The sequence below is a fragment of the Myxococcus stipitatus DSM 14675 genome (genome assembly GCF_000331735.1).
GTDB lineage: Bacteria > Myxococcota > Myxococcia > Myxococcales > Myxococcaceae > Myxococcus > Myxococcus stipitatus.
In genome coordinates this window covers 3,392,046-3,415,002 of sequence record NC_020126.1, presented here as the reverse complement: position 1 = coordinate 3,415,002, position 22,957 = coordinate 3,392,046, and the positions used below count along the sequence as shown (strand labels likewise).

The window sequence follows — 22,957 nt, the reverse complement described above, 5'->3', positions numbered from 1 at the left end:
CGGCCCCACCGAGTGCACCGTCGACGCCACCGCACTCTCCCTCCGCGCCTCTTCTCGCCCTGTCCTCGGCCCTCCCCTCCCCAACGTCTCCACCTTCATCCTCGACTCTTCTCTCCTGCCCTCTCCCGTCGGTGTCCCGGGTGAGCTCTTCATCGGCGGACTCGGCCTCGCTCGTGGCTACCTCCACCGCCCCGACCTCACCGCTGAGCGCTTCGTCCCCAACCCCTTCTCCTCTTCTCCCGGCGCTCGCCTCTACCGCACCGGCGACAAGGCTCGCTGGCTCCCCAACGGCCACCTCGAGTACCTCGGCCGCATCGACTTCCAGGTGAAGCTCCGCGGCTTCCGAATCGAACTCGGTGAAATCGAGGCCGCTCTCGAAGCCCTCCCCTCCGTCCACCACGCCGCCGTCCTCCTCCGTGAGGACGTCCCGGGCCTCAAGCGTCTCGTCGCCTACGTCACTCCTTCCTCTCTCGACGTCTCGGCGCTCCGCTCCTCCCTCCTCACCTCTCTGCCTGACTACATGGTGCCCTCGGCCTTCGTGGCCTTGGACTCCCTCCCCATCAACGCTCACGGCAAGCTCGACAGGGCCGCTCTCCCTCCCCCGGACTCCGCTCCCTCCGACTCCTTCCTCGCCCCTCGCAACCCCACCGAGGCTCTCCTCTCCTCCATCTGGGCCGACGTCCTCCACCTCGACTCCGTCAGCGTCTCCGACGACTTCTTCTCTCTCGGTGGCCACTCCCTCCTCGCCACTCAGGTCGTCTCCCGCATCCGCAAGGCTCTCGGTGTCGAGCTGCCGCTGCGCGTCCTCTTCGAGGCGCCCACCGTCGCGGCGCTCGCAGCTCGCATCCAGGCTCAGGGAAACACCAGCCTCGAGCTCCAGCGCCCGCCTCTCATCCCCGTCCCTCGCACCGGGCCTCTGCCTCTCTCCTTCGCTCAGCAGCGCCTCTGGTTCCTCGACAGGCTCCAGCCGGGCAGCGCGTTCTACAACATCCACTCGGCCATCCAGCTCCATGGGGACGTGGACCTCGACGCACTGGAGCGCGCGCTTCAAGCGCTCGTGCAGCGACACGAGGCCCTGAGGACGTCATTCCATACGCAGGCCGATGGCGAGGCCGTGCAGGTCATTCATCCGCACGCCGACCTCTTCGTCCCGGTGGTGAGGCTCGACACCCATCCCGAGGCCTCGCGAGAAGAAGCGGCCCTGAAGGCGGCCCAGCGCGAAGCCCAGACCCCCTTCGACCTGTCCGAGGCTCCGCTGCTGCGCGCCTCGGTGCTGCGACTCTCCGAGCAGCGGCACATCCTGCTCTTCACCGTGCACCACATCGTCTCGGACGGGTGGTCCAACGGCATCATCTCGAAGGAGATCGCGGCGCTCTATGGCGCATTCGCGCAAGGGCTGTCGTCGCCGCTCGCCCCGCTGGAGCTCCAGTATGGGGACTACGCGGTCTGGCAACGCTCCTGGCTGCGCGATGAAGCACTCGCCGAGCAGGTCGGCTGGTGGCGAGAGCAACTCACCGGGGCGCCGCATGCCCTGGAGCTGCCCACCGACAAGCCGCGCCCGCCGGTCCAGACCTCCAACGGTGGCACGCTGCCCGTCGAGTTCGGCCCCCAGCTCTCCGCCGAGCTTCGCGCCATGTGCCTGCGCGAAGGCGTCACGCCCTTCATGGCGTTGCTGGCCGCGTTCCAGGTGTTGCTCGCGCGCTACTCCGGTCAGGACGACATCGTCGTCGGCTCTCCCATCGCCAACCGGCAGCGCACGGAGATTGAGAGCATCGTCGGGTTCTTCGTCAACACGCTCGTCCTGCGCGCGCGGCTGACGGAGACGATGTCCTTCCGCGAGCTGCTGGCGCAGTTGAAGGAGTCGACGCTCGGCGCCTACGCGCACCAGGACGTCCCGTTCGAGAAGCTCGTCGACGAGCTGAAGCCCGAGCGCGACCTGAGCCGCTCTCCGCTCTTCCAGGTGATGTTCTCCCTCCAGAACACGCAGCGCTCGGCGGAGGCGAAGGACGCGGGGGAGCAGAGCGCGCTCCAGCCGATGCACGTCGAGAGCGGCACGTCCAAGTTCGACCTGTCCCTGCTCTGCGGTGACACGGGCGACGAAATCGGGGGCATCCTCGAGTTCAACACGGACCTCTTCGAGAAGCGCACCGTCGAGCGCATGGGCGCGCATCTGCGGCACCTGCTGCGGTCCGCCATCGCGAACCCCAGCCAGTCCATCTGGAGTCTTCCGCTCCTCGATGCCCAGGAGCGCGACCAGCACCTCCTCGCCTGGAACGACACCTCGCGCGAGGCCGCGGTCCCCACCACGCTCCACGGCCCCGTCGAGGCGCAGGCCCGCCTCACGCCCGACGCCATCGCCGTCTCCGACGGCACGCGCACGCTCACCTACGCAGCGCTCGAGGCACGCGCCAACCAGCTCGCGCACCACCTCCTCGCCCTGGGCGTGACGCCTGGCAGCGCCGTCGGCATCTGCCTCCCCAAGTCGCTCGACATGGCCGTCGCAGTGCTCGCCACGCTCAAGGCCGGCGCTTGCTACGTCGCGCTCGACCCCAACTACCCCGCCGAGCGCCTCGCCTTCATGCTCGCGGACACCCGCGCGCCGCTCGTCCTCTCGCACTCCACCCTCTCCACCCAGATCTCGGCGCGAGTCCTCTTCCTCGACACCCAGGGGGACGAGGTCTCCCAGCGCCCCACCTCCGCGCCCGGCATCTCGGTCTCCACCGAGGCCGTCGCCTACGCCATCTACACCTCCGGCTCCACTGGCAGGCCCAAGGGCGTCCTCCTCTCGCATCGCGCGCTGAGCCTGCTGTTCGCGTGGCAGCTGAGACAGTCACCCAACCCGCGAGCCACCACCCTCCAGTTCGCGTCCCTGAGCTTCGACGTCTCCTGCCAGGAGCTCTTCTCCACCTGGTGGGCGGGCGGCACGCTCGTCCTCCCCACGGAAGGGCTCCGGCAGGACATCCCCGCGCTGCTCGACTTCATGCAGCGCGAGAAGGTGGAGCGCCTCTTCCTCCCCTTCGTCGCCCTCCAGGCCATCGCCGACTCCGTCTCGCACGGCGCCACGCTTCCGACGTTCTTGCGCGAGGTCGTCACCGCGGGTGAGCAGCTCCAGGTCTCTCCCGCGCTGGTGTCCTTCTTCGAGCAGCTCCCGGGCTGCGTCCTGGAGAACCAGTACGGTCCCTCCGAGACCCACGTCGTCTCCGCCTTCCGGCTCCAAGGCCCTCCCGCGTCCTGGCCTCGGCTCCCCTCCATCGGAGGGCCCGTCAGCCATACGCAGCTCTACGTCCTCGACCGCCTCGGGCAGCCCGTCCCCACGGGTGTCGCGGGAGAGCTCTTCATCGGCGGTACGCACCTGGCGCACGGCTATCTCGGCCGCCCCGACGTCACCGCACTCGCCTTCGTCCCCCATCCCTTCTCGTCGCACCCGGGCTCGCGCCTCTATCGCACGGGCGACTCCGCGCGCTGGCTCCCCGACGGCACCATCGAGTTCCTCGGCCGCCTCGACTTCCAGGTGAAGGTCCGTGGCTTCCGCATCGAGCTGGGTGAGGTCGAGTCCGCGCTGCGTTCCGCCCCCGGACTCCGCGATGCCGCCGCGGTCGTCCGCGAGGACGTCCCGGGCGACAAGCGCCTCATCGCCTACGTCGTCCCCGCTTCCGGCTCCGCACCCGACTCCGAGACGCTGCGCTCGTTCCTCCTCCAGCGCCTCCCCGAGTACATGGTGCCCTCCGCCTTCATCTCCTTGGAGGCACTCCCCCTGACGCCCAGCGGGAAGCTCGCGCGCAAGCTGCTTCCCGCGCCCGACGCATCGCTCGTTCCCACCGCGTCCTTCGTCGCGCCTCGCACGCCCGACGAAGAGAAGCTCGCGGCCATCTTCTCCACCGTCCTCCGCGTCCAGCGCGTGGGCGCCACCGACAACTTCTTCTCCCTCGGTGGGCACTCCCTCCTCGCCACCCAGGTCATCTCCCGCATCCGCTCGTCCTTCGGCGTCGAGCTCCCGCTCCGCGCCCTCTTCGAGGCCCCGTCCGTGGGTGCGTTGACCGCACGCATCCGCGACGCCGCTTCCGGGAGCCGAGGCGCACAGCCGCCGCCCATCGTCCCGGTGCCGCGCACGGACCTGCTGCCCTTGTCCTTCGCGCAGCAGCGCCTCTGGTTCATCGACCAGCTCGACCCGGGCAGCTCGACGTACAACATGCCCACCTTCGTGCGTCTCGACGGGCCTCTCGATATCGCCGCGCTCCTGCGCAGCTTCGAGGAGCTCGTCCGCCGCCACGAAGCCCTCCGCACCACCTTCGCCGAACGCGACGGCAAGCCCTGGCAGCTCATCTCCGCACACGCCGAGCTTCCCGTCTCGCGTGTCGACCTCCGGGCCCTCGCCTCCGACGCCCGTCAGGCGGACATCTCCCGTCGCTTGAGCGAGGAGTACCGTCGCCCGTTCAACCTCTCCACGGGCCCGCTCATCCGCGCGCTCCTCCTGGAGCTGGGCGACACCGAGCACATCCTCGCCCTCAACATGCACCACATCGTCTCCGACGGGTGGTCCATGGGGGTCCTCGTCCAGGAGGTCGCAGCCCTCTACGACGCCTTCTCCAACGACAAGCCGTCCCCGCTCGCTCCGCTCTCCATCCAGTACGCCGACTACTCCGTCTGGCAGCGCAACTGGCTCCAGGGCGCGGAGCTGGAGCGTCAGCTCTCCTACTGGAAGCACCAGCTCGCGGACCTCACCGCCCTGGAGCTTCCGCTCCACAAGCCTCGTCCCGCGATGCAGACCTTCGCGGGCGCGCAGGTGCCTGTCGCGCTCTCCCTCGCCACCGCGGAGAAGCTCAAGCGGCTGTGCCAGCAGGAGGGCGCAACCCCCTTCATGGCCTTGCTCGCCGCCTGGCAGCTTCTGCTCTCCAGGCACTCCGGCCAGGACGACATCACCGTCGGCTCTCCCATCGCCGGTCGCCACCGCTCCGAGCTCGAGGGCCTCATCGGCTTCTTCGTCAACACCCTCGTCTTCCGTGCTCGCCTGGCTCCCCGCCTCTCCTTCCTCCACCTCCTCCGTCAGGTGAAGGAGGCCGCCCTCGGCGCCTACGCGCACCAGGACATCCCCTTCGAGCGCCTCGTCGAGGAGCTGCAGCCCACTCGCGACATGAGTCGCAGCCCTCTCTTCCAGGTCCTCTTCGTCCTCCAGAACACGCCAGCCTCTTCCATCCAGAAGACGAGCCTCACCCTGAGCCCCGTCGAGGTCTCCGAGAGCATCGCCAAGTTCGAGCTCCAGCTCGGCCTCGTCGAAGCCTCCGATGGGTTCTTCGGCATCGTGAGCTACAACACGGACCTCTTCGAGCACGCCGCCATCGAGCGCATGGCTCGGCACTTCGAGGTTCTCGTCGAGGCCATCACCTCACGCCCCGAAGCCCCCATCGCCGAGCACTCGATGCTCACCGAGCAGGAGCGGCGTGAAGTCCTCGTCGACTGGGCGCATTCACCGGCCCTCATCTCCACCGACGACACGATGCCGGCCGCCTTCGCGCGAATCGTGGCGCGTTCTCCGGACTCCACCGCGCTCCTCTTCGGCGACGAGTCCCTCACGTATCGTCAGCTCGACACGCTCACCAACCAGCTCGCCTGGCACCTGCGCTCGCTCGGCGTCACCACCGACTCTCGCGTCGCCGTCTCCTTCGAGCGCTCCGCCAACCTCATCATCGCCCTGCTCGCCGTCCTCAAGACCGGCGGCGCCTACGTCCCGCTCGATACCCAGTATCCGCCCGAGCGGCTCGCCTCCATGGTCGAGGACGCTCGGCCCTCCGTCCTCATCACCACCCGCGCGCTCCGCGCCAGGCTCCCCTCCGAGGGGATGACCTCCGTCCTCCTCGACGAGTTCAGCTTCTCCGAGCACCCCGCGCACGCGCTCCCGTCCTCGGCGCTCCCCGATACCCTCGCCTACGTCGTCTTCACTTCCGGCTCCACCGGCAAGCCCAAGGGTGTCGCCTGCACTCATCGCGGTGTGGTCCACACCCTCCTGGGCATCGACTACATGCACCTGGGTCCCGACCAGACCCACCTCCTCCTTGCCCCCATCTCCTTCGACGCCTCCGTGCTCGAAGTCTGGGGAGCGCTGCTCCACGGGGCGCGCCTCGTCCTCCTCCCGCCCGCGACACCTTTCCCCGAGGACCTCTTCGGCGCGGTCTCTCGCTACGGCGTCACCTCGCTCTGGGCCACCAGCGGTCTGTTCTCCCAGCTCGTCGAGTCCCGCCTCCCCGCGCCCCCGTCGCTGCGGCGCATCCACTCTGGCGGCGACGTCGTCTCCGCGCTCCATACGCGTCAGGCCTTGACGACGTGGGGCACCTCCATCACCAACCTGTACGGCCCCACCGAGGCCACCGTCCTCACCACGACCCTCACGGTCACGCGTGCTGAGGAGATTGGCACGTCGTTCCCCATCGGACGGCCCACCAACGGCACCCGAGTCCTCGTCCTCGACGCGTCTCTCCAGCCCGTTCCCATCGGCGTCACCGGTGAGCTCTTCATCGGCGGCGAGGGACTCGCGCGGGGATACCTCGGGCAGCCGGGCCTCACCGCCGAGCGCTTCGTCCCGGATCCGTTCTCCACCGCGCCTGGTGCGCGCCTCTATCGCTCCGGCGACCTCGTTCGCTGGCGTCCCGACGGAGCCCTCGACTTCCTCGGCCGCTCCGACGCCCAGGTCAAAGTCCGAGGCTTCCGCATCGAGCTTTCCGAGGTCGCAACCGCCCTCCTCGCGCATCCCTCCGTCCGAGATGCCATCGCGCTGGTTCGTGAGGACGTGCCCGGTGACAAGCGCCTCGTCGGCTACTTCATCGCCGATGACCTGGACCCTGTCTCGCTCCGCGCCTTCCTCAAGTCGCGCCTGCCCGAGTTCATGGTCCCCTCGTCGCTCCTCAGACTCGACGCGTTCCCGCTCACGTCGAACGAGAAGATCGACCGCAAGGCCCTGCCTCCTCCCGAGGCGGTCCTCTCCGCGCCCAGCGCCAGCTACGTCGCGCCGCGCACGCCCACCGAGGAACTGCTCGCGTCCATCTGGGCGGATGTCCTTCGCCTCGACCGCGTGAGCGTCTCGGAGGACTTCTTCGCCCTGGGCGGTCACTCGTTGTTGGCCACGCAGGTCGTCTCTCGCGTCCGGAAGGCGTTCGATGTCGAGCTGCCCCTGCGAGCCCTCTTCGAGGCCTCGTCCATCGGCGCTCTCGCCGTTCGCATCGCCACCGCGAGGGGAGAGTCCTCGTCCCAGGCCCCGGCGCTCGTGCCCATGCCGCGTTCAGGAGAGCTGCCTCTCTCCTTCGCGCAGCAGCGCCTCTGGCTGGTGGATCAGCTCGAGCCTGGAAGCGCCGCCTACAACATCCCCTCCGCTTTGCGGATGTACGGGACGCTCGATGTCCCCGCGCTGGAGCGCTCGTTCACCGCGCTCCTCGAGCGCCACGAGTCCCTGCGCACCACGTTCCTCTCCCGCGATGGCGAGCCCGTCCAGGTCATCCATCCCGTCGGGCCGTTCTCCTTGCCCATCGTGGAGCTGGGCGACCAGTCCACCGAGGAGCGCGCACAACAGCTCGCGACCGAGGAGGCGCAGCGTCCGTTCGACCTCGCGCGGGGTCCTCTGCTCAGGGCAACGCTCCTGAGGCTGTCTCCTCGAGACCATGTCCTGATGGTCACCATGCACCACGCCATCTCCGATGGTTGGTCCATGGGCATCCTCATCCAGGAGCTCGCGTCCTTCTACGAAGCCTTCGCGTCGAGCAGAGAGCCGGGGCTGGCGCCACTCCCCATCCAATATGCCGACTTCGCGGCGTGGCAGCGCTCCTGGTTGAAGGGCGAGGTCCTGGAGCAGCAGCTTGGATACTGGCGGAAGCAGCTCGGTGGGCTTCCACCCCTTCTCGAGCTCCCGACCGACAAGACGCGCCCGCCCGTGAGGAATCCTCGCGGCGGCAGCCAGCCGGTGCGCCTGTCGCGTGAGCTGACCGAGCGCCTCTCCGCGCTGTGCCGCAAGGAGGGCGCCACTCCCTTCATGGCCCTCCTCGCCGCCTGGCAGGTCCTCCTCGCTCGCTACTCAGGCCAGGACGATGTCTCCGTCGGCTCCCCCATCGCCGGACGCACCCGCGCTGAAACCGAGGGCCTCATCGGCTTCTTCGTCAACACCCTCGTCCTCCGCACTCACGTCAATCCCTCGCTGAGCTTCAGGGCGCTGCTCGCACAGGTCCGCGCCACCACTCTCGCCGCCTACGAGCACCAGGACGTCCCCTTCGAGAAGCTCGTCGAGGAGCTCAAGCCTCAGCGCAGCCTCAGCCACACTCCTCTCTTCCAGGTCATGCTCTCCCTCCAGAACCTCCCGGTCGCCCATCGCACCGTCTCGGGACCTTCTCCCCTCCCACCTCCGTCTCCTCCTCGACGACGGGCCTCTCCTCCTTCCACTCGCCCCCTCCGCCTCCTCATCGGCGGTGAGTCCATCGACGACTCCCTCTGGGCCTCCCTCTCCTCCTCCCCCAACCTCCACCCCTTCAACGTCTACGGCCCCACCGAGTGCACCGTCGACGCCACCGCACTCTCCCTCCGCGCCTCTTCTCGCCCCGTCCTCGGCCCTCCCCTCCCCAACGTCTCCACCTTCATCCTCGACTCTTCTCTCCTGCCCTCTCCCGTCGGTGTCCCGGGTGAGCTCTTCATCGGCGGACTCGGCCTCGCTCGCGGCTACCTCCACCGCCCCGACCTCACCGCTGAGCGCTTCGTCCCCAATCCCTTCTCCTCTTCTCCTGGCGCTCGCCTCTACCGCACCGGCGACAAGGCTCGCTGGCTCCCCAACGGACACCTCGAGTACCTCGGCCGCATCGACTTCCAGGTGAAGCTCCGCGGCTTCCGAATCGAGCTCGGCGAAATCGAGGCCGCTCTCGAAGCACTCCCCTCCGTCCACCACGCCGCCGTCCTCCTCCGTGAGGACGTCCCGGGCCTCAAGCGTCTCGTCGCCTACGTCACTCCTTCCTCCCTCGACGTCTCGGCGCTTCGCTCCTCCCTCCTCTCCTCTCTGCCTGACTACATGGTGCCCTCGGCCTTCGTGGCCTTGGACTCCCTCCCCATCAACGCTCACGGCAAGCTCGACAGGGCCGCTCTCCCTCCCCCGGACTCCGCCCCCTCCGACTCCTTCCTCGCCCCTCGCAACCCCACCGAGGCCCTCCTCGCCTCCGTCTGGGCCGACGTCCTCCACCTCGACTCCGTCAGCGTCTCCGACGACTTCTTCTCTCTCGGTGGCCACTCCCTCCTCGCCACCCAGGTCGTCTCTCGCATCCGCAAGGCCCTTGGTGTCGAGCTACCGCTGCGTGCGCTCATCGAGGCACCGACTATTCGCGAGCTGGCCGTCAGGGTCGAAGCAGCACGGGGTGCCGAAATCGAAAGCACGCGGCCTCCGCTCGTGGCCGCCCCGCGCACCGGACCGCTGCCGCTGTCCTTCGCTCAGCAGCGCCTCTGGTTCCTCGACAGGCTGGAGCCGAACAGCCCCTTCTACAACATCCCCTCCGGCATGCAGCTCGAAGGGGTGTTGGACGCCGCGGCGTTGGTGCGCTCGCTTCAGGAGCTCGTGCAGCGGCATGAAGCGCTGCGCACGACCTTCCACGTCCAGGAGGACGGCACCTCGGTCCAGGTGGTTCATCCGCGGGCGGAGCTGTCGGTCCCCCTCTTGGACTTGCAGCACCTGTCGGGCGACGCACTCGAGCGCGAAGTCACGCGGCTTTCGACGTCCGAATCACGCAAGCCCTTCGACTTGACGCAGGCTCCGCTGCTGCGCGCGGCGCTGCTGCGCGTGTCCGAGCAGAGCCACGTGCTCCTCGTCACGGTGCACCACATCGTCTCGGACGGTTGGTCCAACGGCATCTTGATGCGCGAGGTGGGCGCGCTCTACGAGGCCTTCGCGCGAGGACTCCCTTCCCCTCTCCAGCCCCTGGAGTTCCAGTACGCGGACTACGCGCTGTGGCAGCGCGGGTGGCTGCGCGATGAGGCCCTGGAGCAGCAGCTCTCCTGGTGGAGAGGTCAGCTCGCCGGAGCCCCTCATGCGCTCGAGCTCCCGACCGACCGGGCCCGGCCTCCCGTGCAGACCCACGTCGGCGCGGCGATTCCAGTGCACTTCGACTCCCGCCTGACGGGGCCCCTGCGCGCGCTGTGCAAGCGCGAAGGTGTCACGCCGTTCATGGCGTTGCTGTCCGCGTTCCAGGTCCTGCTCGCGCGCTACTCCGGTCAGGATGACATCGTCGTCGGCTCTCCCATCGCGAACCGACAACAGACCGAGCTCGAGGGCATCGTCGGGTTCTTCGCCAACACCATCGCCCTGCGCGCACGGCTGACGGACACGATGTCCTTCCGTGAGCTGCTGGCGCAGGTGAAGGAGACGACGCTCGGCGCCTACGCGCATCAGGACGTCCCGTTCGAGAAGCTCGTCGATGAGCTCAAGCCCGAGCGCGACCTGAGCCGCTCTCCGCTCTTCCAGGTGATGCTCGCCCTCCAGAACACGCCCCGCCGAGCAGCCGCGCCGGCGCGGGGCGAGGGCCCAGGACTCGCGCTGAGCCCCGTGAGCGTCTCCTACGGCAGCGCCAAGTTCGAGCTCTCCCTGTTGCTCGCGGACCACGGTGAAGACATCGGCGGCATCCTCGAGTTCAACACGGACCTCTTCAACGAGGAGACCGCGAAGCGCCTGAGCAGGCACTTCCTCCAACTGCTCGGGTCCGCCGTCGAGGACCCCAGCCAGTCCATCTGGAGCCTCCCGCTCCTCGACGCCCAGGAGCGCGATCAGTACCTCCTCGCCTGGAATGACACCTCGCGCGAGCCGGTCGTCGCCACGACACTCCATGCCCCCGTCGAGGCCCAGGCCCGGCTCACGCCCGACGCCATCGCCGTCTCCGATGGAGCTCGCACGCTCACCTACGCGGCACTCGAGGCACGCGCCAACCAGCTCGCGCACCACCTCCTCGCCCTGGGCGTGACGCCTGGCAGCGCTGTCGGCATCTGCCTCCCCAAGTCGCTCGACATGGCTGTCGCCGTCCTCGCCACCCTCAAGGCCGGCGCCTACTACGTCGCGCTCGACCCCAGCTATCCCGCCGAGCGCCTTGCCTTCATGCTCGCGGACACCCGCGCGCCGCTGGTGCTCTCCGACTCCGCGCTCGCGTCAGTCCTGCCTTCCGACTCCGCCGCCCGAGTCCTGCACCTCGACTCCGAAGCGGAGGCGATCTCCCGGCGGCCCGACTCCTCGCCTGGCATCTCCGTGTCCGTCGAGGACATCGCCTACGTCATCTACACCTCCGGCTCCACCGGCAGGCCCAAGGGCATCGTCATGCCCCACCGCGCGTTGAGCTTCTTCTTCGCGTGGCAGGTGCGTCAGTCGCCCAACCCGCGCGCATCCACCCTCCAGTTCGCCTCGTTGAACTTCGACGTGTCCTGCCAGGAGATGTTCTGCACCTGGTGGATGGGAGGCACGCTCGTCATCCCGACAGGTGCGCTGCGCCAGGACATCCCCGCGCTGCTCGACTTCATGCATCGCCAGCAGGTCGAGCGCCTCTTCCTCCCCTTCGTCGCCCTCCAGGCCATCGCGGACTCCGTCTCTCACGGCGCCACGCTTCCGGCGGCACTGCGCGAAGTCGTCACCGCGGGTGAGCAGCTCCAGGTCAACGCGACCCTCTCCTCCTTCTTCGAGAAGCTCCCCGGCAGCGTCCTCGAGAACCAGTACGGTCCCTCCGAGGCGCACGTCGTCTCCGCCTTCCGGCTCCCAGGACCACCTGCCTCGTGGCCTCGACTCCCCTCCATCGGTGGGCCCGTCGGCCATACGCAGCTCTACGTCCTCGACCGCCTCGGGCAGCCGGTTCCCATAGGCGTCTCGGGTGAGCTCTTCGTCGGAGGCACGCACCTGGCGCACGGCTACCTCGCCCGGCCCGACGTCACCGCGCTCGCCTTCGTCCCGAATCCCTTCTCGTCGCTCCCCGGGGACCGCCTCTACCGCACCGGAGACTCCGCGCGCTGGCTCCCTGACGGCACGCTCGAGTTCCTCGGCCGCCTCGACTTCCAAGTGAAGGTCCGTGGCTTCCGCATCGAGCTGGGTGAAGTCGAGTCCGTCCTGCGCGCCGCCCCTGGCCTCCGCGACGCCGCCGCGGTCGTCCGCGAGGATGTCCCCGGCGACAAGCGCCTCATCGCCTACGCCGTCCCGGCGCCGGGCATCACCATCGACTCCGAAGCGCTGCGTGCCTTCCTCCTCCAGCGCCTCCCCGAGTACATGGTGCCCTCCGCCTTCGTCTCCTTGGAGGCACTCCCCCTGACGCCCAGCGGGAAGCTCGCGCGCAAGCTGCTTCCCGCGCCCGACGCATCGCTCATCCCGGACGCGTCCTTCGTCGCGCCTCGCACTCCCGACGAGGAGAAGCTCGCGGCCATCTTCTCCACTGTCCTCCGCGTCCCGCGCGTGGGCGCCACCGACAACTTCTTCTCCCTCGGTGGACACTCCCTCCTCGCCACCCAGGTCATCTCCCGCATCCGCTCGTCCTTCGGCGTCGAGCTCCCGCTTCGGGTTCTCTTCGAAGCGCCTTCCGTCGCGGCCCTGGTCGCGCGCATCGATGCGGCTCGAAAGGATGCGCGTGGGCCCCAGGCTCCCGCCATCGTCCCGGTGCCACGCACGGACCTGCTGCCCTTGTCCTTCGCGCAGCAGCGCCTCTGGTTCATCGACCAGCTCGACCCGGGCAGCTCGGCGTACAACATGCCCACCTTCGTGCGCCTCGACGGGCCTCTCGATATCGCCGCGCTCCTGCGCAGCTTCGAGGAGCTCGTCCGCCGCCACGAAGCCCTCCGCACCACCTTCGCCGAACGCGACGGCAAGCCCTGGCAGCTCATCTCCGCACACGCCGAGCTTCCCGTCTCGCGTGTCGACCTCCGTGCCCTCGCCTCCGATGCCCGTCAGGCGGACATCTCCCGTCGCTTGAGCGAGGAGTACCGTCGCCCGTTCAACCTCTCCACGGGCCCGCTCATCCGCGCGCTCCTCCTGGAGCTGGGCGACACCGAGCACATCCTCGCCCTCAACATGCACCACATCGTCTCCGACGGGTGGTCCATGGGGGTCCTCGTCCAGGAGGTCGCAGCCCTCTACGACGCCTTCTCCAACGACAAGCCGTCCCCGCTCGCTCCGCTCTCCATCCAGTACGCCGACTACTCCGTCTGGCAGCGCAACTGGCTCCAGGGCGCGGAGCTGGAGCGTCAGCTCTCCTACTGGAAGCACCAGCTCGCGGACCTCACCGCCCTGGAGCTTCCGCTCCACAAGCCTCGTCCCGCGACGCAGACCTTCGCGGGTGCTCAGGTGCCTGTCGCGCTCTCCCTCGCCACCGCGGAGAAGCTCAAGCGGCTGTGCCAGCAGGAGGGCGCAACCCCCTTCATGGCCTTGCTCGCCGCCTGGCAGCTTCTGCTCTCCAGGCACTCCGGCCAGGACGACATCACCGTCGGCTCTCCCATCGCCGGTCGCCACCGCTCCGAGCTCGAGGGCCTCATCGGCTTCTTCGTCAACACCCTCGTCTTCCGTGCTCGCCTGGCTCCCCGCCTCTCCTTCCTCCACCTCCTCCGTCAGGTGAAGGAGGCCGCCCTCGGCGCCTACGCGCACCAGGACATCCCCTTCGAGCGCCTCGTCGAAGAGCTGCAGCCCACTCGCGACATGAGTCGCAGCCCTCTCTTCCAGGTCCTCTTCGTCCTCCAGAACACGCCGGCCTCTTCCATCCAGAAGACGAGCCTCACCCTGAGCCCCGTCGAGGTCTCCGAGAGCATCGCCAAGTTCGAGCTCCAGCTCGGCCTCGTCGAAGCCTCTGATGGATTCTTCGGAGGACTGCGCTTCAACACGGACCTGTTCGAGCACGCGACCATCGAGCGCATGGCCCGTCACTTCGAGCTCCTCGTCGAGGCCATCGTCTCCCAGCCTGATGCACCGCTCGCGTCGCTCTCCCTCCTCGATTCCTCCGAGCGGCAGAAGCTCCTCGTCGACTGGGCCCAGGTTCCGACCCGCGTCTCCACCGACGACACCCTTCCCGATGCCTTCGCTCGCGTCGTGGCGCGTTCTCCGGACTCCACCGCGCTCCTCTTCGGCGACGAAGCCCTCTCCTACCGCCAGCTCGACACGCGCTCCAACCAGCTCGCCTGGCACCTGCGCTCTCTCGGCATCTCCACGGACGCTCGCGTCGCAGTCTCCCTGGAACGCTCTCCCAACCTCATCGTCGCCCTTCTCGCAGTCCTCAAGGCCGGCGCCGCCTACGTTCCACTCGACACCCAGTACCCGCCCGAGCGCCTCGCCTCCATGGTTGAGGACGCTCGACCATCCGTCCTCATCACCACCCGCGCGCTTCTCCCGAAGCTCCCCGCCGAAGGACTGACGCTCGTCCTCCTCGACGAACTCTCTCTCACCGAGCGCCCCGCTCACGCACCTCCCTCCTCCGCGCTCCCCGACTCCCTGGCCTATGTCGTCTTCACGTCAGGCTCGACCGGCAAGCCCAAGGGTGTCGCCTGCACGCATCGCGGCGTGGTCCGCACCCTCCTCGGCGTCGACTACACCCACCTGGGTCCCGCGCAGACGCATCTCCTCCTCGCCCCCATCTCGTTCGACGCCACGGTCTTCGAGGTCTGGGGCGCGCTGCTCCACGGCGCGCGGCTCCTCGTCCTGCAGCCTCAGTCGCCCTCTCTCGAGGACCTCTTCGGCTCCATCTCCCGCCACTCGGTCACCACCCTGTGGGCCACAAGTGGTCTCTTCTCCCAGCTCGTCGAGTCTCGCCTTCCCGCGCCTCCTTCCCTCCAGCGCGTGCTCACTGGCGGCGATGTCGTCTCGCCTCTCCACGTTCGTACGGCGCTGACGTCTTGGGGCGTTCCCGTCACCAGCTTCTACGGCCCCACCGAGACCACCGTCTTCGCCTCCTCCTTCCCCATGCAGCGAGCGGAGGACGTCCCCTCCTCCGTTCCCATCGGGCGGCCCACCAACGGCACACGCCTTCTCGTCCTCGACGCGTCCCTCCAGCCCGTTCCCGTTGGCGTCACCGGTGAGCTCTTCATCGGCGGCGAAGGTGTCGCGCGCGGCTACCTCGGACAGCCGGGCCTCACCGCCGAGCGTTTCGTTCCGGACCCGTTCTCTGCTTCTCCTGGGGCTCGCCTCTATCGTTCCGGTGACCTCGTCCGCTGGCGTCCTGACGGGGTTCTCGACTTCATCGGCCGCTCCGACGCCCAGGTCAAAGTCCGAGGCTTCCGCATCGAGCTTCCCGAAGTCGAGGCCGCGCTCCTCGCACACCCCTCCGTGCGCGAGGCCGTCGCTCTCGCTCGCGAGGACGTGCCTGGCGACAAGCGCCTCGTCGGATACTTCGTCGCTGACGACCTCGACCCTGTCTCGCTCCGCGCCTTCCTCAAGTCGCGTCTGCCCGAGTTCATGGTCCCCTCGTCGCTCCTCCGACTCGACGCACTGCCCCTGACGTCGAACGCCAAGATCGACCGCAAGGCCCTGCCTCCTCCCGAGGCTGTCCTCTCCGCGCCCAGCGCCAACTACGTCGCGCCGCGCACGCCCACCGAGGAACTGCTCGCGTCAATCTGGGCGGATGTCCTTCGCCTCGACCGCGTGAGTGTCTCGGAGGACTTCTTCGCCCTGGGCGGTCACTCGTTGTTGGCCACACAGGTCGTCTCTCGCGTCCGGAAGGCGTTCGACGTCGAGCTGCCCCTGCGAGCCCTCTTCGAGGCCTCATCCATCGCGGCCCTCGCCGTTCGCATCGCCACCGCGAGAGGCGAGTCCTCGGTCCAGGCCCCGGCACTCGTGCCCATGCCTCGGGCTGACGCATTGCCGCTCTCCTTCGCGCAGCAGCGCCTCTGGCTGGTGGATCAGCTCGAGCCCGGAAGCGCCGCCTACAACATCCCCTCTGCCTTGCGGATGCATGGGACGCTCGATGTCTCCGCGCTGGAGCGCTCGTTCACCGCACTCGTCGAGCGCCACGAGTCCCTGCGCACCACGTTCCTCTCCCGTGAGGGGGAACCCGTCCAGGTCATCCATCCGGTCGGGCCGTTCTCCTTGCCCATCGTGGAACTGGGAATGCTGCCGGAGGAGGACCGCGAGCAGCGTGCACAGCAGCTCGCGACCGAGGAGGCGCAGCGTCCGTTCGACCTCGCGCGCGGCCCTGTTCTCAGAGCGACGCTCGCGCGGCTCTCAGCCGAGGACCATGTCCTGATGGTCACCATGCACCACGCCATCTCCGATGGTTGGTCCATGGGCATCCTCATCCAGGAGCTCGCGTCCTTCTACGAAGCCTTCGCGACTGGGGAGACGCCGCGACTGGCGCCACTCTCCATCCAGTACGCCGACTTCGCGGCGTGGCAGCGCTCCTGGTTGAAGGGCGACGTGATGGAAGGACAACTGAGCTACTGGAGGAAGCAGCTCGGTGGACTCCCTCCCCTGCTCGAGCTCCCGACGGACAGGACACGTCCCCCTGTGCGGAGTTCTCGCGGCGGCAGCCAGCCGGTGCGCCTGTCGCGTGAGCTGACCGAGCGCCTCTCCGCGCTGTGCCGCAAGGAGGGCGCCACTCCCTTCATGGCCCTCCTCGCCGCCTGGCAGGTCCTCCTCGCTCGCTACTCAGGCCAGGACGATGTCTCCGTCGGCTCCCCCATCGCCGGACGCACTCGCGCTGAAACCGAGGGCCTCATCGGCTTCTTCGTCAACACCCTCGTCCTCCGCACTCACGTCAATCCCTCGCTGAGCTTCAGGGCGCTGCTCGCACAGGTCCGCGCCACCACTCTCGCCGCCTACGAGCACCAGGACGTCCCCTTCGAGAAGCTCGTCGAGGAGCTCAAGCCTCAGCGCAGCCTCAGCCACACTCCTCTCTTCCAGGTCATGCTCTCCCTCCAGAACCTCCCGGTCGCCCATCGCACCGTCTCGGGACCTTCTGCAGACAGCTCCCCCTTGCGCCTCGAGTCCTTCACCCAGGCTCACCAGTCCACCAAGTTCGACCTCACCCTCACCCTCTCTGAAACTCCTGACGGACTCGCTGGCAGCCTCAGCTACCGCGTGGACCTCTTCGAGGACTCCACCATCCAGCGCTGGGCCGAGCACCTCCACACCTTCCTCGCGGCCGCTATCTCCTCGCCCGACTCACGCGTCGGCGAGCTGCCCATGCTGTCCGCACAGGAGCGCCGTCAGGTCCTCTCCGACTGGAACAGCACCCTCTCCGAAGTCCCCTGGCGCGGCGCCTTCCACCAGCTCTTCGAGGCCCAGGCCGCTCTCACTCCCGACGCCCTCGCCGTCCTCGACGACGACTCCTCCCTCTCCTTCTCCGCTCTCAACCAACGCTCAAACCAGCTCGCTCACTTCCTGCGTGCTCGTGGCGTCGGCCCTGAGTCTCGCGTCGCCTTCTGCCTCGAACGCTCCACTTCCGCCCTCGTCGCCCTTCTCTCCATCCTCAAGGCTGGCGCCGCCTACGTCCCTCTCGACGCCTCCTACCCCCTCGAGCGCCTCTCCTTCATGCTCGAGGACTCCCGCGCCCCCTTCGTCCTCACCCAGTCTCATCTCCTCCCCAGACTCTCCTCCTCCTCCTCTCCCCTCTGCCTCGACGACAAGGCTTTCCTCGCCGCTCTCGACGCTCTCCCCACTTCAAACCCTTCTCACCTCACCCTCCCCTCTCACCCCGCCTACGTCATCTACACCTCCGGCTCCACCGGCAGGCCCAAGGGCGTCGTCATCCACCACTCCTCCGTGGTGAATCTCCTCCACGCCCTCTCCTCTTCCGTCTTCTCCGACGTCACGCGGCCTCTCCGCTTCTCCCTCAACGCCCCTCTCTCCTTCGACGCCTCCGTCAAGCAGCTCGTCTTCCTCTCCCAAGGACACGCTCTCTGCTTCGTCCCCCAGGCCGCTCGCGAGGACGTCCCCCTCCTCCTCTCCTGGCTCTCCAGGCACTCCGTCGACGTCTTCGACTGTGCCCCCTCCCACCTCCGTCTCCTCCTCGACGAGGGCCTCTCCTCCTTCCATCGCCCCCTCCGCCTCCTCATCGGCGGTGAGTCCATCGACGACTCCCTCTGGGCCTCCCTCTCCTCCTCCCCCAACCTCCACCCCTTCAACGTCTACGGCCCCACCGAGTGCACCGTCGACGCCACCGCACTCTCCCTCCGCGCCTCTTCTCGCCCCGTCCTCGGCCCTCCCCTCCCCAACGTCTCCACCTTCATCCTCGACTCTTCTCTCCTGCCCTCTCCCGTCGGTGTCCCGGGTGAGCTCTTCATCGGCGGACTCGGCCTCGCTCGTGGCTACCTCCACCGCCCCGACCTCACCGCTGAGCGCTTCGTCCCCAACCCCTTCTCCTCTTCTCCCGGCGCTCGCCTCTACCGCACCGGCGACAAGGCTCGCTGGCTCCCCAACGGCCACCTCGAGTACCTCGGCCGCATCGACTTCCAGGTGAAGCTCCGCGGCTTCCGAATCGAGCTCGGTGAAATCGAGGCCGCTCTCGAAGCCCTCCCCTCCGTCCACCACGCCGCCGTCCTCCTCCGTGAGGACGTCCCGGGCCTCAAGCGCCTCGTCGCCTACGTCACTCCTTCCTCTCTCGACGTCTCGGCGCTTCGCTCCTCCCTCCTCACCTCTCTGCCCGACTACATGGTGCCCTCGGCCTTCGTGGCCTTGGACTCCCTCCCCATCAACGCCCACGGCAAGCTCGACAGGGCCGCTCTCCCTCCCCCGGACTCCGCCCCCTCCGACTCCTTCCTTGCCCCTCGCAACCCCACCGAGGCTCTCCTCGCCTCCATCTGGGCCGACGTCCTCCACCTCGACTCCGTCAGCGTCTCAGACGACTTCTTCTCCCTCGGTGGCCACTCCCTCCTCGCCACCCAGGTCGTCTCTCGCATCCGCAAGGCTCTCGGTGTCGAGCTGCCTCTGCGCGTCCTCTTCGAGGCGCCCACCGTCGCGGCGCTCGCGGCTCGCATCCAGGCGCAGGGAAACACCAGCCTCGAGCTCCAGCGCCCGCCGCTCGTCCCCGTCCCTCGCACCGGGCCTCTGCCTCTCTCCTTCGCTCAGCAGCGCCTCTGGTTCCTCGACCAACTGCTCCCGGGGAGCGCGACGTACAACATGCCCACGTTCGTGAGGCTCGATGGGTCTCTCGACATCGCGGCACTCCAACGCGGCTTCGATGAGCTCGTCCGCCGGCACGAGTCGCTCCGGACGACCTTCATCGAGCTGGACGGCCAACCCTTCCAGCAGATCGCTCCCGAGGGTCAGCTTCCGGTGACGCGTGTGAACCTCCGCGGCATCGACGAGGAGGCGTCACATTCGGAGGTCCAGCGCCTGTTGCGGGAGGAGTATCAGCGCCCGTTCAACCTCTCCACGGGGCCACTCATCCGCACGATGCTGCTGGAGCTGAGCGACACTGAGCACGTGCTCGCGCTCAACATGCACCACATCGTCTCGGACGGCTGGTCCATGGGAGTGCTCATCCGAGAGGTCGCGGCGCTCTACGACGCCTTCTCCAAGGAGAAGCCGTCGCCTCTCGCGCCCCTCGCCATCCAGTACGCGGATTACTCGGCCTGGCAGCGCGATTGGCTCCAGGGGGAGGTCCTCGACTCGCAGCTCGCCTACTGGCGGAACCAGCTCGCTTCAGCGCCGAATCTGGCGTTGCCCATCGACAAGCCTCGGCCGCCCGTCCAGACGTTCAACGGGGCCTCGACCTCGGTCTCCATCAGCGGCCCCGTCGCGAAGAGGCTCAAGGCACTTTGCCGGAGTGAAGGCGCCACGCCCTTCATGGCGCTGCTCGCCACGTGGCAGCTCTTGCTGGCCCGGCATTCCGGGCAGGACGATATCGTCGTGGGTTCGCCCATCGCGGGCCGGCACCGCGCGGAGCTCGAGAGCCTCATCGGCTTCTTCGTCAACACCCTCGTCTTCCGCGCGCGCATCGCGCCGCACGAGTCGTTCCTCGGGTTGCTGCGACAGGTGAAGGAATTCGCGCTCAATGCCTATGCACATCAGGACATCCCGTTCGAGCGGCTCGTCGAGGAGCTGCATCCGGCGCGTGACCTGAGCCGAAGCCCCCTGTTCCAGGTGATCTTCGCGCTCCAGAACACGCCGGAGTCCGCCATCCAGAAGACAGACCTCACGCTGAGCCCTGTCGGAGTGGGGGGCGTGGTGGCCACCGCGAAGTTCGAGCTCACGCTGAACCTCACGGAGACGCCGGACGGCATCTCCGGATCCCTGGGCTACAACACGGACCTCTTCGAGCAGGCCACCATCGAGCGAATGGCCCGCCACTTCGAGGTTCTCGTCGAGGCCATCACCTCACGCCCCGAAGTCCCCATCGCCGAGCACTCGCTGCTCACCGAGATGGAGCGGCGCGAAGTCCTCGTCGACTGGGCGCAGGCTCCCGCCCGCGTCTCCACCGACGACACGATGCCCGAGGCCTTCGCGCGCGTCGTGGCTCGTTCTCCGGATGCCACCGCGCTCCTCTTCGGCGAGGAGTCTCTCTCCTATCGCCAGGTCGACACGCGCTCCAACCAGCTCGCCTGGCACCTGCGTTCTCTCGGCGTCTCCACGGACACTCGCGTCGCCGTCTCCCTGGAGCGCTCACCCGACCTCATCGTCGCCCTGCTCGCCGTCCTCAAGGCTGGCGCGGCCTACGTCCCGCTCGACACCCAGTACCCTCCCGAGCGGCTCGCCTCCATGGTCGAGGACGCTCGCCCCTCCATCCTCCTCACTTCGCGAGCGCTCCTCTCGAAGCTCCCTTCCGAGGGCCTGACGCTCGTCCTCCTCGACGACGTCGCCCTCTCCGAGCGCCCCGCTCATGCGCTCCCACCTTCAGCGCTTCCCGACTCTCTCGCCTACGTCGTCTTCACCTCGGGCTCCACGGGCAAGCCCAAGGGCGTCGCCTGCACCCATCGCGGCGTGGTCCACACGCTCCTCGGGGTCGACTACACCACCTTCAACCACGAGCAGACTCACCTCCTCCTCGCCCCCATCTCCTTCGATGCAACGGTCTTCGAGGTCTGGGGTGCGCTGCTCCACGGTGCGCGACTGGTCGTCCTGCCGCCGCTGGCCCCGTCGCTCGAGGACCTCTTCGGCGCCATCTCTCGTCACGCCGTCACCACCCTCTGGGCCACCAGCGGTCTGTTCTCCCAGCTCGTCGAGTCCCGACTCCCCGCTCCTCCGTCTCTCCAGCGCGTGCTCACCGGTGGCGATGTCGTCTCGCCGCTCCACGTCCGTGAGGCGCTGACGTCTTGGGGACTTCCGGTCACCAACTGCTACGGCCCCACCGAAATCACCGTCCTCGCCACGGCCTTCTCCCTGGCGCGTGCGGACGACGTCGGCACGTGCATCCCCATCGGGCGGCCCACCAATGGCACGCGGCTCCTCGTCCTCGACGCGTCTCTCCAGCCCGTTCCCGTCGGCGTCACCGGTGAGCTCTTCATCGGCGGCGAGGGACTCGCACGGGGCTACCTCGGGCAACCTGCGCTCACCGCGGAGCGCTTCGTTCCGGACCCGTTCTCTGCTTCTCCCGGGGCGCGCCTCTATCGCTCCGGAGACCTCGTCCGCTGGAGTCCCGATGGGGTTCTCGACTTCATCGGCCGCTCCGACGCCCAGGTCAAAGTCCGGGGCTTCCGCATCGAGCTTTCCGAAGTCGAGGCCGCGCTCCTCGCACACCCCTCCGTCCGCGAGGCCGTCGCTCTCGCTCGCGAGGATGCTCCCGGTGACAAGCGCCTCGTCGGATACTTCGTGGCTGACGACCTGGACTCTGTCTCGCTCCGCGCCTTCCTCAAGTCGCGTCTGCCCGAGTTCATGGTCCCCTCGTCGCTCCTCCGCCTCGACGCACTGCCCCTGACGTCGAACGCCAAGATCGACCGCAAGGCCCTTCCTCCTCCCGAGGCGGTGCTCCACGCATCCGCCGCGTCCCAGGTGGCGCCGCGCACTCCGACCGAGGAAGTGCTCGCGACCGCGTGGGCAGACGTCCTGCGAGTCCCGAAGGTGGGCATCACGGACGACTTCTTCGAGCTGGGTGGTCACTCCCTGCTGGCCATCAAGTTGATGGCGAAGATTCGCGAGCGGACCAGGGTGTCGCTCCCCGTCGCGGCGCTCTTCCAGGGGTCGAGCATCGAGCGGCTGGCCGCCATCCTGGAGCAGCACCAGGGCAGCACGCGGGCGTTGCCGAACCTCGTGCGGCTCGACTCGGGTTCGTCGAATGAGCGTCCGCTGTTCATCGTCCACGGAGGTGGAGGAAGCGCACTGGGGTACACGGAGCTCGTGCGGCACCTCGCGCCGAGCCGGCCCATCCACGGCTTCTCCGCCAGTGGGCTCGACGGCGGCGAGCTGCCTCCGGCCTCGGTCGAGATTCTCGCTCGGGACTACCTGTCACAGCTTCGCGTCGTGCAGCCGCACGGGCCCTACCTGCTCGCGGGTTGGTCGTTCGGCGGGCTCGTCGCGTACGAGATGGCGCGTCGACTCCAGAGCCAGGGTGAGCAGGTGGAGATGTTGGTGATGGTCGACAGCCATGCGCCTCGGCCGGAGCCTCGTCCCATGCCGGATGAGCTGTCGCAGCTCGTCTCGTTCAGCCACACGTTGGGGTTGCCGTGGCAGAGCTTGCCGCTGGACCCGGAGCGCCTGAGGCGGCTCGCGGGAAGAGAGCGGCTGGCCTATCTGCTGGAGCAGGCACGCGACGCCTCGATGGGGCTCGACATGGACGTCGACACCGCCGAGCGCCTCTTCGCCCTCCACCAGAGACTGACCGCGGCGCAGCTCACCTACGTGCCCACGGGGGCGTCGTATGAAGGCTCCACCGTGCTCATCAAGGCCGCCACATCACTCAGCGGGGTGAAGGTGGCGGACGACCTTGGCTGGAGCGCGTGGCTCGCATCCGCGCCCACGGTGCACGAGGCGCCCGGCAACCACTACACGATGTTGCGCGCGCCCCACGTCACGACCCTGGCCGAGCTGTTCGCAAGGCTCCTGGAATCGCTCAAACGGGACGCGGCCTGA

Annotated in this window: 1 pseudogene; it reads left to right on the top strand. The window is 68.4% G+C overall.

Annotation, left to right across the window (positions count from 1 at the left end):
- Positions 1-34: 34 nt before the first annotated feature.
- A pseudogene (locus tag MYSTI_RS40725) lies at positions 35-22,957 on the top strand (non-ribosomal peptide synthase/polyketide synthase); the annotation flags it as partial.